Here is a 12,420-nt window from a genome sequence, read left to right as displayed (position 1 = left end):
TAGGACGATGTGAGACCATTTAAACTATTTTTTACTCTCTTCTTAAAATCCATTTCAATCATTATATAATGTTTTTTTATTTTTTTAAAACGTTTTATTTTCTATAGTATAAATCTATACAGTTTTGCCATCCCACTCTTTTGAGTGTTCCCGTTCAAATTGAATTGCCGCATCAAAATCTACATCGGGAGCACAGTTCTGTTCCACATTCATCGCAACAGTATGCAGCCTTCGAATACAGTCAGATTTATCTTTATAACCAAGCTTTGATTTTTCAATACTGTCCCTAAGAATACGAATAGACTCATCGTAAATCTTCAGCGGTACCGGGAACGGGTGTCCGTCTTTTCCGCCATGTGCAAAACTGAATCTGGCCGGGTCTGTAAAGCGACTCGGAGTTCCATAAATAACTTCGCTCACCAGCGCCAGTGACTGCAGAGTTCTCGGTCCAAGCCCCGGAGTAAGTAGAAGTTCCTCAAAGTCCTTTGGCTGCGAGTTATAAGCCGTAGCCAGAACTCCACCAAGCCTTTTAAGATCAACATCCTGCTCCCTTACTTCGTGATGAGTAGGCATAACTATCGAACGTTCGTTAGTCATCTCTGGAAATAATTCCAGTTGGATGGGGGAAGTCTCCCCCTCGCTCGCACTTCGTTGCTCGCTACCCCTTCTAACGGGGGACACCCCCGTAACGCCCCCGCCCTGTAAAAGGATTATTTCACTTGCCGGCTTTTCAATCTGCAGAATTTCATTAATCATTCTTTCCGGCTCTTCACGACTCATCTCAAGAATAGAGCTGCGGGCCTTGTCTGCTTTTGAATCTGTGAGGTTTAAAATTTTACCTTTATTATCCCCAACTACTCCACTATGTGGTTCTTCAACAAACGAACGTAAGTTAGTTGAACACCAGTGATATCTTCGGGCTTTCTTTTCTGCAGTATTCATGCCCTGCTGAACAACAGCCCAGCTTCCATTTCGTGTTAAAACGAAATTATGCTGATAAAGCTGAAATCCATCCTGCACCGCATTATTGTCCACTTTTGCTACAAGCTTACTGTTGCGGACCAGTGCGTCTCCATCAAGCCCTTCTGCATCTGCAATACCTAAAAGTTCATCAGGTGTCATCCGTGAATATTTACCACGGCCACCACAAACATAAATTCCAAGCTCTTTTGCTCTCGGGTTCAAGCCACGTTTAAGCGCATACATTACACTCGTTGTAATTCCCGAGCTGTGCCAGTCCATTCCCATCACAGCGCCAAACGACTGAAACCATAAAGGATCACTAAGGCGAACAAGTACCTCTTCAGGCCCAAAGTTTTCAACAAGGGATTCTGTTATAAGAGTTCCTAAAACCATCATGCGGTCGGCAAGCCAACGAGGCACCGTACCCGTATGAAGAGGCAAATCTGCATGTCCGCTATTTCTTATTCCAGCCATTTTCCCAAACCCGGTTTTATTATATCATGAACAATAAAGGACCGCCAACGGCCGCCAGGAGGTAATATGAAAACTTATAACGCTCAAGTTTTTTCTAAGGAAAAATATCTTTTAGGAGAATCTCCATTTTATGATCCACGTACAAAAACAATTTCCTGGGTCGACATTATGGACAAAAAATTTTTCACTCAGGGACCAGACGGAATTCGAAAAACCTTCTGTTTTAATCAGGCAATTGGTTCAGCCGTTCCAACTGTAAAAGAAAACTGTTATCTTATTGCAGGAACTGACGGTCTTTATCTTCAAGACACCGGAATTGAAGGCTCAGAAAATCCAGCGCCAAAACTTATCAAAAATCTAAAAGACTATTACGAATCATATCAGCGTTCAAACGATGCCAAGGCTGATCCTGCAGGCCGACTCTTCTTCGGCTCATCTGTAGACGATGATATTCACGAAGCAAGTGGAAATCTTTTCTGCCTTGATAGTCTTAAAGACAACGAAATCACCTGTCTCCAGCCAAATACAAAAATCTCAAATGGAATGGCCTGGAGTGCTGATAGAAAAAAATTTTATTTTTCCGACACCTTACAATACGCAGTCTTTTCGTATGATTACGATTTGAAAACCGGCGAAATCTCCAACCGCCAGATCCTCTTCAAACCCGAAGAAAACAATGGCCTCACCGACGGCATGTGCATTGACTCCCAGGATAATCTCTGGGTAGCCTTCTGGGGTGGCAGCCGTATAGAACAACGCAGCACAAAAGACGGCTCTCTTTTAGCTGTAATAAATGTAGATGCAAAGAACGTTACATCCTGCTGTTTTATCGGTGACAATCTCGATACTCTCTTCATCACCACTTCAGGAAATGAACAGACAGGTGAACATGACGGCTGTTTATTTACCTGCAAGGTTGATGTTAAAGGTTGCAGCTGTGATTACTTTAAATTGGTCCTTCGGAGAACAATTCATTAATTATTATCAAGTTCAGCTTTTATTACTTCAAAATCTTCTTCAGTAATATTGTGTTTTTCCATATCGACGTGGCCATCTACAAAGGTGATACCTTCTGCTTCGAGTTTTTCGCGTTGTGCATCTGGCCCACCAAATGAAAAGCTTCCAGAACAGAAGCCCTTAGCATTTACCACACGATGACACGGAGTTATCTGATTACTTGGATTTTCGTGAAGGGCATTTCCAACATAGCGGCGAAGATTACAGTTTCCTGCAAGGGCGGCAATTTGAGAATAGGATGCAACTTTTCCTCGTGGAATCAAACGCACTGCCGCGTAGATGGTTTCTTTAAGGTCAGACATATCTTATTCAGGAACTAAACGTTCCTGCTTTCCCAAATCTTCTGCTGCATACCAACTGTAGCCGCAGTTTTACCATTACGACATACAGGCTGCTTCATCAGCTTTGCCTGATTTTCAAAAAGTTTTGATTCTTTTTCGCTCTCGTCCAGATAAGCGATGCTGGCATAATCTTTAGCTTTATTATCAATCAATAAATCAATTGCATCAGCACGCGTACCCGCTTCTCTTGCGAGTGCAGAAACTACAGAGTCGAACTCGCCTGGAGACATTTCCTTTTCTTTAAGATCTACAAACTGAAAGTCGATGCGGCGTTCCTTAAAAAATCGCTGAGCCGCCTTTGTATCAAAAGATTTATTTGTTCCGAATATCTGAATCATATCTGGAATGATAACATATTTTCTGATACTTCGCCACAAGCCTTTCCATGCTCCACGCGGCATTAGCAGGACTTGTACTCGGAAGACATTCGCAGGTCAGACCAAAACTCTCTTCATATTGTGCTGCGCAAAATTTTTTCCACAAATTAAAAGAAGTTTTTCCTGTACAAAAGACATGTCGGATTTTTGATTTTTCAAACAGTTCAGTAAAATCATTTGGCTTTGCATTTTTTATGCTGGAATCTGCAGCACCTTGAATATCACAGGAAGCAAGCACATCCCAAAGAGCAAGATTGTGGCGAAGTAAAAAGTCTCGTCGTTCTGCGATTGCCGCAAGTCGGTCGGACGCATTATTCGGGATTTTCAGTGCTTCGCCAAAAATTTCTGGAACCACCTTCCAGAATCTGTTCTGCGGATGCATGTAGAAAAATCCGGCATTACGGCTTGCAGGAGACGGCATTGTCCCAAGTATAAGAACTCGGCTTTCTTCATTCCATACCGGTTCTATTTCATGCAAAATTGTTTCTCTGATGTTTTCTTTTTTATCCGACATATTCTGCAACAATGCTCAAAACAGGTCCAAGATAAGTCGGACCAAAAAGATTCAGATGATTCAAAAGCTGATATAGATTGTAAAGGTCACGGCGGTTTTCATACTCTGGCTGCAGAGGATTTGCTTCACGATATGCTTCGTAGAACTCTGGCGGAAAACCACCGAAAAGCTCTGTCATTGCTAAATCTGCTTCCGCGTGTCCTACGTAAGTGGCAGGGTCAATCAGCATTGCTTTTCCCTCTGGACCACACATTACATTACCGCTCCAGAGATCTCCATGAAGCAGACTTGGCTTTTCCGGTTCAACTAAAAACTCTTCCAGATGATCCAACAGTTTAGTAACTAACTTACGGTCGTTAGTCTCAAAATAAGAATCCGCTGCCTTAAACTGTGGAGCAAGTCTGTTATCACGGAAGAAAGAAATCCAGCTGTCACAAGGTGTATTACACTGTGGCCGTGCGCCTATAAAATTATCCTGGAAAAATCCGAACTTACCGTTACCCTCAAAATAAATGGAAGTATCTGCTTTATGCATTTTCGCAAGATTCCGTGCCAGCTCCTGCCAGTAATTCTTCTGTTGCTTTCCGCCTTTTATAAACTTGAGTAAAAGAAAGCTATAACCTACATCCTCTCCATCATCAGTTCCCGTACATAAAATTTCTGGTGTACCTATTGCTCCAGTTTTTTCGATCGCAGTAAGACCTGCCGCCTCTGCTGTAAAAAAGGCCGCATTCTGTTTTGCGTTTGCCTTCATAAAAATATGCTTTCCGTTTGTAAGTGTTAGACCATAGGCCTTATTTATGTCGCCTCCGGAAAGTCTGTCTGTTTCTGCAATAGCAACTGAATTACCAAAAAGTGCAACAAGTGCACCAGCAAGAGAATTATAATTTGGTGGAAGTGTAATATTCATAAACCCATGATAGACATAAAATCGTGTGATGTCGAGTAGTATTAAATATGACATTGCGATGTCATATTTTCAGATGTATAATTTCTTTATGCAGATAGATCAGCTTTTCGAATTTGTTTATATCCTCATTGATAAAAAACAGTCCACCGCCAGTGAAATGGCTAAACGATTTGGAGTTTCTACCCGAACCATTTATCGCTGGATAGACGCACTTTCGGTTTCCGGAGTTCCTGTTTATTCCCTTAAAGGCCGTGGCGGCGGAATTGCCATCTCAGAAAAATACGCTCTTGATAAACGAATCCTTTCTGAAGAAGAACGTCTTGCTATTGTTTCAAGTGTAAAAGCCTTTAACAGTCTGACGGGAAACCCGTCTTCTGCAGTTAATGCAAATTTAAAAGCAGCCGAAAAAATTTCAGGTCTGGTTACCACTGATACAGACTGGCTCGAAGTTGATTTCTCTCCCTGGAGTCCTGAAGGCAGCGAAGTTCGAAAACTCTTTGGAACTCTTCGCGAATGTATTCTTAAAAAACGTCAGGTCTCTTTTGAATATTTTCGTGGAGATGGAAAAACTGAACATCGTCTTGTTCATCCATGGAAACTGGTTTACAAAGGTCAAGCCTGGTATTTACAGGGCTGGTGTACGACACGACAAGCCGAAAGATTTTTCAAACTTTCCAGAATGAGAAATATTTCAATGACTGGACGTACTGCTACAGTAACCCGCTTTTCTGTTCCAGCTGTTAATCCATACTTTGAAAATCAAAGACCTAAGCCTAAAATGATTAACATAAAAGCAAAGGTTTCCAATAATAAAATCTCATATCTGCTTGATACCTTTATTTGTTCTGAAGTAGTACCAAACAAAGACGGAAGTATTACAGCCAGCTTCACTGTTCCAGATGAAGACTGGCTTCAGGATCTGCTTCTAGGCTTTGGACCAGATCTCAAAATTCTTTCACCAAAATCAGTTCGTGAAAGAATTATTAAACTTGCCAATGACGTGCTTAATAATTACATAACTCGATAGCATATCATAAATGAAAAAAATAATATTTTTAAATATGACACGCCATTGTCATATTTAAAGTCTTATAATAAAACCATGATGAATGCTGCAAACTGTCCATTATTAGATAATCTCAGCAAGGTTCACACTACTCCTATGGGAGCAGACCGTATCAGAAAAAATCTTTCTCTCGATGATAATGTTTCAGATGTAGTCGATTTTTGTAAGCAAAAGATTTCTTACCCTGACTGTAAAATTACCCGCCAAGGCAAAAACTGGTACTGCGAAATTGATGGTATCTGCATCACCGTGAATGCTTACAGTTATACTATAATCACAGCGCACCCACACCCAGTGGTTGGGTGCCCGCGAAGCGGGTGTATCGAAACCACAAGCACGAAACGCCCACCTTTCGACGAAATCAAATCCTTCGCAGAATTTTCCAGATACTACTGGTACCGCGAAGAACTCCAGGCCATCTGTAAATCTCTCAAGATCGATGCCTCAGGCATGAAGGCTGAGCTCAATCACAACATAGAACAGTACTTCAAGGGAACTATCATTGCTCCAAAGAAAGCTGTGCCCACCATACCACGTTCTTCTACAAACCAAAACTATCAGTCGTTAGTTCTCACTCCACAAACAAACCTTATTGAATGTGGTTTTTGTTTTAATCAACGTTTCCGCGATTTTTTCTCTCAACAGACTGGAATCGATAATTTCAAATTCAACGTCGATATGGTAGCCACCGTTCGTAAAGTAAAGGAAACCAACGATATCTCTTTCACCCTAGGTGACCTCCTCGACATTTTTTACGGCACTAAAACTTACGCAAAATACGACAAAGTCTCTCTACAATGGAACAAGTTCGTTCACGACTTCTGTACTGACCCTGCCACCACTCACTTTAAAAATAAACTCAAAACCGCTTCAATCCTCTGGAAAGAAGTTCGTACTTCTACCAGAGAAAAAATATACAAAACTGAACTTCTAAAAGAATTCAGTGATATAATTAATCAGGAGATGTAATATGCCAAGACCAAAAACTAAAGACGACCTGCTCACCGCAGCAAAAGAAAATTACGACAAACTTATCAAGCTCATTGAAGGAATGTCTGAAAAAGAACTTAATACACCATTTGATTTTTCAGGCGAACCAAGCAAAAAAGAAGCTCACTGGAGCCGCGACAAAAATGTCCGCGATGTTTTGATCCATCTTTATGAATGGCATCAGCTTATGCTCAAATTTCCGAAAAACAATAAAGACATCACTGACAAAAAATCAGCAATTGCCTTCCTCCCATCAGAATATTCGTGGAAAACTTATGGCGCAATGAATGTAATGTTCTGGAATAATCATCAGAAAACAAGTCTGGAAGAAGCTAGAAAGTTGCTCGATAAAAGCCATGACGATGTAATAAATCTGATAGAGAGTTATTCAAATGAAGAACTTTTTATCCCAAAGTATTTTGCATGGACAGGAAACGCAGCGCTGGGAGATTATTGTGTCAGCACAACCTCAAGCCACTACGACTGGGCTATAAAAAAAATCAAAGCTCATATTAAGAATTGTAAATAACATGCACTTCGTGAACGCAAAAACAATTCTTACTCCTCACAGTATGAACATCTATCGTGGATGCTCCCACGGTTGCATCTATTGTGATTCACGAAGTAAATGTTATCAGTTTACTCATGACTTTGAAGACATAGAAGTAAAACAAAACGCACCCGAGCTTCTCGAAGCCGCTCTCAAAAAAAAGCGAAAGCGCTGCATGATAGGTACCGGCTCTATGTGCGATCCTTACATCCCTTTAGAAAAAGAACTCCAGCTTACACGCCGCTGCCTCGAAATCATAGACCATTATAATTTTGGTGCAACACTTATTACTAAGTCAGATCTTGTACTTCGCGACTTCGACATTCTTACTCACATAAATCAAAAAACAAAGGCTGTAGTTCAAATGACACTCACCACCGCAGACGACACTCTCTGTAAAAAAATTGAACCCAATGTCTGTCCAACAAGCCGACGCTTCGAAGTTCTTCAGGCCTGTCACGAAGCCGGCATTCCAACTGTTGTCTGGTTCAGCCCGCTTCTCCCATTCATAAACGACACAAAAGAAAATATCGAAGGCATTGTAGACCTTTGTGCCCGAGCCGGAGTTCACGCCATCATCTGCTTTGGAATTGGGCTCACTTTGCGAGAAGGTAACCGCGAATATTTTTATGCCGCCTTGGACCGTAATTTTCCATCACTTTCTGCTGATCAGATTTCTCTCAAGCAACGCTACATAAAAACTTTCGGTTACAATTACATGGTAAACAGTCCGAACAGTCACGCCCTTATGTCTTATCTCTCACAACTCTGTAAACGCAACAACATCATGCTAGGTACTGATTCTGTTTTCAAATGGATAGAAGAGTTTCCAGACAAAGACCCTCTTCAACCAGAATTATTTTAATAACAAAGGTATGAATGACAAAATTGACTAATCAGTTTATTATTTAATTGATTATGAAAAAGCATTCTAAAAAAACAAATTATGAAATCATCAAAGACAAAAAGCGTTTCAAAATCTTTCATAAGAACGTTTACAGCCGTCTCATAATCAACTTCCTGTTCATCGCCATTCAAATCTTCCTTCTGGCCTTTTTCATTTTCCGACTCGAAAAATACCTCGAAGTCTATTTTGGAATTTCCCTCGCCCTCACAGCAGGCTTTATGATTTTCATAGTGAACAAAAAAGGACGCAACGAGTTCAAGCTCGCTTGGATCGTTCCAATGATTTTCGTTCCTTTGTTCAGTATTGCTGCCTATCTTATGTATCATACAAACCGCGGTTCTCGCCGCCACTCAAAACGCCTGAACCTTCTCCGCGAGCAAACCGAAATACTTCTGCCAGCAAGCATTCCCACTTCACTCAGTGAACAGAAAAAATTAATACGCGAGTTCTCTAAAAATCCATCTGCAGATTTAATCTACTACCTCACAAATAATTTTTTCTTTCCGTACAAAAACTGTAATACAACTTATTATCCCAATGGCGAAACTTTTTTCCCAGACCTGCTGGAAGAAATAAAAAACGCTCAGAAATTTATTTTTCTTGAGTTTTTTATAATCAATGTAGACAGCTCGTGGAACGAGATTTTGAAAGCACTACAGGAGCGTCATAAAAATGGTGTTGAGATCCGCATACTATGTGACGGTCTCGGCTCCCCTGTAGCTTCCACTTCGTTCTATCAGAAATATCTTAAATCTAAAGGGGTTGAATCCCGCGTTTTTCTCCCTATCATTCCAATTGTTTCAACACACCTCAATAACCGTGACCACCGTAAAATCGTAATCATCGACGGCAAGATAGCTTTCACCGGCGGACTCAATCTTGCAAACGAATATTTCAATCGTGGTAAAAACCGATTTGCATATTGGAAAGACAATGCCGTAAAAATTCAGGGCACCGCAGTCCACACCTTTATGCAGCTCTTCCTTCAAAACTGGAATCTCTATTCAAAAACCCCGGAAGATTTTTCACCATATCTTCCGGACCTCACCGCACTGCAGGACTTCGGCCAACACCAGGATGTCGAAACTCAGCCAGCCCATACCCAAAATTCAGGCATCACAATCCCTTACGGCGACGACTTTTTCAACAACAAAGACATCGCAGAAAATATTTATCTATACATCATAAATAATGCAAAAAAATATCTGAACATCACAACTCCTTATATCCTCATAGATAACCAGTTACAGGAAGCCCTCTTCTTTGCCGCAGCCCGTGGAGTTGAAGTTTCTATTATTGTTCCATCAATTCCTGATCATCTTCTGACCTTCTGTATTGGAAAAACCTATCTCGAATCTTTTGTTGATAACGGAATAAAAGTTTATCTCTACAACAAAGGTTTTATCCATTCTAAAATGTTCATCGCTGACAACCATATCGCAACCATTGGTTCAGTGAATCTCGACTACAGAAGCCTCTATCATCATTTTGAAAACGGAGTTGTCTTTATAGACTCCCCAGTGGTACACGATGCAAAAGCAGATTTTGATGAAACCCTCAAAGACTGTACTCACATGCAGAAAGGCGATTACAAAAAGATTCCTTTTTATCAGAGAGCACTCGGCCGCCTTTTCCGCATCTTCGCACCACTGTTTTAAGACTTCCTTCAATAACAATCTCTTCTAATGACGCACACCCCTTTTTTATGTTAAAATATTTTCCGTAAAAAAATTTTTTAGAGGTTTATTTATGGAAACTCAAACAAAACAGCGCAACTCGTTTACCAGTTCAATCGGGTTCGTTCTTGCCGCAGCTGGTAGTGCCGTAGGTCTCGGAAACATCTGGCGCTTCCCATATCTCGCTGCAAAAGATGGCGGTGGACTCTTCCTCGTAGTCTATCTCGCTCTCGCTCTTACATTCGGTTTTGCACTTCTCATTACAGAAGTTGCAATTGGTAGAAAGACACAGGAAAGTCCTCTTACTGCTTATTCAAAAATCAGTAAGAAATGGGGCTTCCTCGGAATCTTCTCTTTCGTAGTACCATTCATCATTTATCCTTACTACTGTGTAATCGGTGGCTGGGTAATGAAGTATATGTTCAGCTATCTTGCTTTCCAGGGCCAGGTTGCAGTTGAAGACGGATTCTTTACAGGCTTTATCACTTCTCAGTGGCAGCCGATTTTCTACTGTGCTCTTTTTGCAATTCTCTGTTTTATTATCGTTTATAAGGGAGTTGAGCATGGTATCGAGCGTTACTCAAAAATCCTCATGCCTATTCTTTTTGTAATCGTTGTATTCATTGCCTTCTATGCTTTGTTCATCAAACATACAGATGCAAACGGTGTAACACGCACAGGTCTTCAGGGTGCAGCAATTTACTTCATTCCAAATTTTGAAGGACTCACATTCAAAGGTTTCCTTACAGTTTGTCTTGATGCTATGGGACAGCTCTTCTACTCACTCTCAATTGCTATGGGTATTATGATTGCTTACGGCTCTTACATGAAGAAGGATGAAAACCTCAACAAGTCTGTAAACCAGATTGAAATCTTCGATACCGGTGTTGCAATTCTCGCTGGTATGATGATTATTCCAGCCGTATTTGTTTTCAGCGGAAAAGAAGGTATGTCTGCTGGTCCAGGACTTATGTTCATCACTCTTCCAAAGGTATTCAACTCTCTCGGTAAGTTTGGTGATTTCATTGGTTTGATTTTCTTTGTAATGGTAATGTTCGCAGCTCTTACTTCTGCAGTTTCTATTCTCGAAGCAATCACTTCTTCTATGATGGATAAGTTCAAGTGGAGCCGCCGCCGTTCAGCATTCATTATGGCCGTAAGCACATTTGTTGTTTCAATCATCGTTTGTCTTGGATACAACGTATTCTACTTCGACCTCAAACTTCCAAACGGCAGTGTTGGTCAGATTCTCGACATCCTCGACTACGCAAGTAACAACGTTCTCATGCCAATCATTGGTCTTCTTACTTGTATCCTTATCGGTTGGGTTGCTAAGCCACAGACAACAATTGATGAAATTACCCTCAATGGTGAAAAGTTCGGTCGCAAGACTCTCTACATTGTAATGATTAAGTTCGTTGCACCAATCCTTCTTTTCATCATCCTCCTCAAGGGTATCGGTATTCTTTAATTTATCCAGGAGGTTCCCACAACAACGGCTTCGCCGCTGTTGTGGTCGCGCTTTCCGCCATTCCGCGCTAAGCGCTCCAGCCTCCTCGCACCGGTGGTTTCGACAAACTCAACCACCGGTACTGCGGTGGCCGCCTTCGGCGTGGCTCCAATCGCTAACCCATTCTAAAATCACTTCTATCTTTACCACATCCCCGTTTCTGTTTATAATAACAACATGATTTTTGAATCTGATCTCACAAAGAAAACAATCTTCTCATTCGAAGTATTCCCACCAAAAAAGACAATGCCCATCGATACAATTTATTCTACCCTTGATGAGCTTAAAGGTCTTTCACCAGATTTTATCTCAGTAACCTTTGGCGCCGGCGGAAGTGAAAACTGCAACAACTCTGTAGAAATTGCAAGGCATATAAAAGATGTCTGTCAGGTACAGTCAGTTATACATATGCCTTGTCTTAATATGACAAAGCAGGATGCCCAGTATGTTCTTGAACAATTCCAGCAGGCAGGAATCGAAAATATTCTTGCCCTTCGCGGAGATCGAGTTGAAGGCAAAGAACCTTCTGGAGATTTCCATCACGCCAGTGACTTAATTCAGTTTATTAAGGATTTTGATGAAAAACGCACAGACGGAAAATACTTTAAGATTTTTGGTGCCTGCTATCCTGAGCTTCACCCTCAGTCAAAAAATGTTTATGAAGACATTGATTATCTTAAACAGAAGGTTGATGCTGGAGCAAGCCATTTGCTCTCACAGCTTTTCTTCGATAACGACCAGTTCTACCGCTTCCTCGAACGCTGCCAGATAAAAGGAATTAATGTTCCGATTGAAGCTGGTATCATGCCGGCAACAAATAAGAAATCTATTGAACGAATGGTAAGCATGACAAACGCCGTGCTTCCTAAAAAGTTTACAGATATGATGGACCGCTACGGAGATCATCCGGAAGCTATCCGCGACGCCGGAATCGCTTACGCCATTGATCAGATTATAGACCTCGTTACTCACGGCGTACAGGGTATTCACCTTTACACAATGAATAACCCTCTTGTGGCTCGCAAGATTTACGAAGCAACAAAAAGCCTTTTCGACGTCCCACCAATTTTAAAATAGATTGCTTCGCTACGCTCGCAATGACAAAAAAAATCGCTCCCCACAAGA

13 protein-coding genes are annotated in these 12,420 nt (G+C 41.2%); 8 read left to right on the top strand and 5 right to left on the bottom strand.

Features of this window, described 5'->3' with window-relative positions:
* Window positions 1–114: 114 nt before the first annotated feature.
* Window positions 115–1,437 (bottom strand): DUF763 domain-containing protein, encoded by a 1,323-nt coding sequence (locus tag BM161_RS00945; RefSeq protein WP_074929798.1) that lies wholly within the window; start codon window positions 1,435–1,437, stop codon window positions 115–117.
* A gap of 66 nt (window positions 1,438–1,503) precedes the next feature.
* On the opposite strand from BM161_RS00945, the gene BM161_RS00940 reads away from it, so the two are divergent.
* Window positions 1,504–2,415: an SMP-30/gluconolactonase/LRE family protein gene (locus tag BM161_RS00940; protein WP_074929797.1), complete on the top strand. Its 912-nt coding sequence runs from the start codon at window positions 1,504–1,506 to the stop codon at window positions 2,413–2,415.
* On the opposite strand, the gene BM161_RS00935 is transcribed toward BM161_RS00940, so the two are convergent.
* The 4 genes from BM161_RS00935 to BM161_RS00920 are packed head-to-tail and all read right to left on the bottom strand — an operon-like array spanning window position 2,412 to window position 4,596.
* Window positions 2,412–2,756, bottom strand: coding sequence for an MGMT family protein (locus BM161_RS00935; protein ID WP_074929796.1), 345 nt, complete (start codon window positions 2,754–2,756; stop codon window positions 2,412–2,414). The genes BM161_RS00940 and BM161_RS00935 overlap by 4 nt on opposite strands.
* A 14-nt stretch (window positions 2,757–2,770) precedes the next feature.
* On the bottom strand, window positions 2,771–3,133 hold the full coding sequence (locus BM161_RS00930; RefSeq protein WP_074929794.1) for an arsenate reductase family protein: 363 nt from the start codon (window positions 3,131–3,133) through the stop codon (window positions 2,771–2,773).
* Window positions 3,108–3,686: a DNA-deoxyinosine glycosylase gene (locus tag BM161_RS00925; RefSeq protein WP_074929792.1), complete on the bottom strand. Its 579-nt coding sequence runs from the start codon at window positions 3,684–3,686 to the stop codon at window positions 3,108–3,110. The genes BM161_RS00930 and BM161_RS00925 overlap by 26 nt, the downstream gene beginning before the upstream one ends.
* Complete coding sequence (locus tag BM161_RS00920; protein ID WP_074929790.1) at window positions 3,676–4,596, bottom strand: fructosamine kinase family protein; 921 nt, start codon at window positions 4,594–4,596, stop codon at window positions 3,676–3,678. The genes BM161_RS00925 and BM161_RS00920 overlap by 11 nt, the downstream gene beginning before the upstream one ends.
* Window positions 4,597–4,684: 88 nt before the next feature.
* On the opposite strand from BM161_RS00920, the gene BM161_RS00915 reads away from it, so the two are divergent.
* The 7 genes from BM161_RS00915 to metF all read left to right on the top strand — a co-directional run bounded on the left by BM161_RS00915 (window position 4,685) and on the right by metF (window position 12,372).
* Window positions 4,685–5,623, top strand: a complete 939-nt coding sequence (locus BM161_RS00915; RefSeq protein ID WP_074930247.1) for a helix-turn-helix transcriptional regulator — start codon at window positions 4,685–4,687, stop codon at window positions 5,621–5,623.
* A 75-nt stretch (window positions 5,624–5,698) separates the two neighbouring features.
* Entirely contained in the window at window positions 5,699–6,631 is a 933-nt protein-coding gene (locus tag BM161_RS00905; RefSeq protein WP_083425616.1) for a DUF3781 domain-containing protein, read from the top strand.
* A gap of 1 nt (window position 6,632) precedes the next feature.
* Window positions 6,633–7,181, top strand: a complete 549-nt coding sequence (locus BM161_RS00900) for a ClbS/DfsB family four-helix bundle protein (RefSeq protein ID WP_074929788.1) — start codon at window positions 6,633–6,635, stop codon at window positions 7,179–7,181.
* Window position 7,182: 1 nt separating this feature from the next.
* A complete protein-coding gene (locus BM161_RS00895; protein WP_074929787.1) occupies window positions 7,183–8,067 on the top strand; it encodes an SPL family radical SAM protein in 885 nt (294 codons plus the stop codon).
* A 53-nt stretch (window positions 8,068–8,120) separates the two neighbouring features.
* Entirely contained in the window at window positions 8,121–9,767 is a 1,647-nt protein-coding gene (cls, locus tag BM161_RS00890; protein WP_074929785.1) for a cardiolipin synthase, read from the top strand.
* Between the two features lie 91 nt (window positions 9,768–9,858).
* The gene (locus tag BM161_RS00885; protein ID WP_074929784.1) at window positions 9,859–11,256 is read left to right on the top strand and encodes a sodium-dependent transporter; all 1,398 of its coding nucleotides are present in this window, start codon (window positions 9,859–9,861) and stop codon (window positions 11,254–11,256) included.
* A gap of 216 nt (window positions 11,257–11,472) precedes the next feature.
* Window positions 11,473–12,372: a methylenetetrahydrofolate reductase [NAD(P)H] gene (gene metF, locus BM161_RS00880; protein WP_074929782.1), complete on the top strand. Its 900-nt coding sequence runs from the start codon at window positions 11,473–11,475 to the stop codon at window positions 12,370–12,372.
* The last annotated feature ends 48 nt before the right edge of the window (window positions 12,373–12,420 follow it).

It is taken from the genome of Treponema bryantii (assembly GCF_900113965.1).
In the GTDB taxonomy this organism is placed as follows: Bacteria; Spirochaetota; Spirochaetia; order Treponematales; family Treponemataceae; genus Treponema_D; species Treponema_D bryantii_A.
Note: the sequence above shows the minus strand (reverse complement) of the source record. Positions and strands in the feature narration are given on the sequence as shown.

What these genes read in the sequence shown, in the direction of transcription:
- BM161_RS00930 (WP_074929794.1), bottom strand. Translation starts at nt 3,133, where the DNA reads ATGATTCAGATATTCGGAACAAATAAATCTTTTGATACAAAGGCGGCT.
- BM161_RS00900 (WP_074929788.1), top strand. Translation starts at nt 6,633, where the DNA reads ATGCCAAGACCAAAAACTAAAGACGACCTGCTCACCGCAGCAAAAGAA.
- BM161_RS00915 (WP_074930247.1), top strand. Translation starts at nt 4,685, where the DNA reads ATGCAGATAGATCAGCTTTTCGAATTTGTTTATATCCTCATTGATAAA.
- BM161_RS00905 (WP_083425616.1), top strand. Translation starts at nt 5,699, where the DNA reads ATGATGAATGCTGCAAACTGTCCATTATTAGATAATCTCAGCAAGGTT.
- BM161_RS00945 (WP_074929798.1), bottom strand. Translation starts at nt 1,437, where the DNA reads ATGGCTGGAATAAGAAATAGCGGACATGCAGATTTGCCTCTTCATACG.
- BM161_RS00885 (WP_074929784.1), top strand. Translation starts at nt 9,859, where the DNA reads ATGGAAACTCAAACAAAACAGCGCAACTCGTTTACCAGTTCAATCGGG.
- cls (WP_074929785.1), top strand. Translation starts at nt 8,121, where the DNA reads ATGAAAAAGCATTCTAAAAAAACAAATTATGAAATCATCAAAGACAAA.
- BM161_RS00925 (WP_074929792.1), bottom strand. Translation starts at nt 3,686, where the DNA reads ATGTCGGATAAAAAAGAAAACATCAGAGAAACAATTTTGCATGAAATA.
- BM161_RS00935 (WP_074929796.1), bottom strand. Translation starts at nt 2,756, where the DNA reads ATGTCTGACCTTAAAGAAACCATCTACGCGGCAGTGCGTTTGATTCCA.
- BM161_RS00895 (WP_074929787.1), top strand. Translation starts at nt 7,183, where the DNA reads ATGCACTTCGTGAACGCAAAAACAATTCTTACTCCTCACAGTATGAAC.
- BM161_RS00920 (WP_074929790.1), bottom strand. Translation starts at nt 4,596, where the DNA reads ATGAATATTACACTTCCACCAAATTATAATTCTCTTGCTGGTGCACTT.
- BM161_RS00940 (WP_074929797.1), top strand. Translation starts at nt 1,504, where the DNA reads ATGAAAACTTATAACGCTCAAGTTTTTTCTAAGGAAAAATATCTTTTA.
- metF (WP_074929782.1), top strand. Translation starts at nt 11,473, where the DNA reads ATGATTTTTGAATCTGATCTCACAAAGAAAACAATCTTCTCATTCGAA.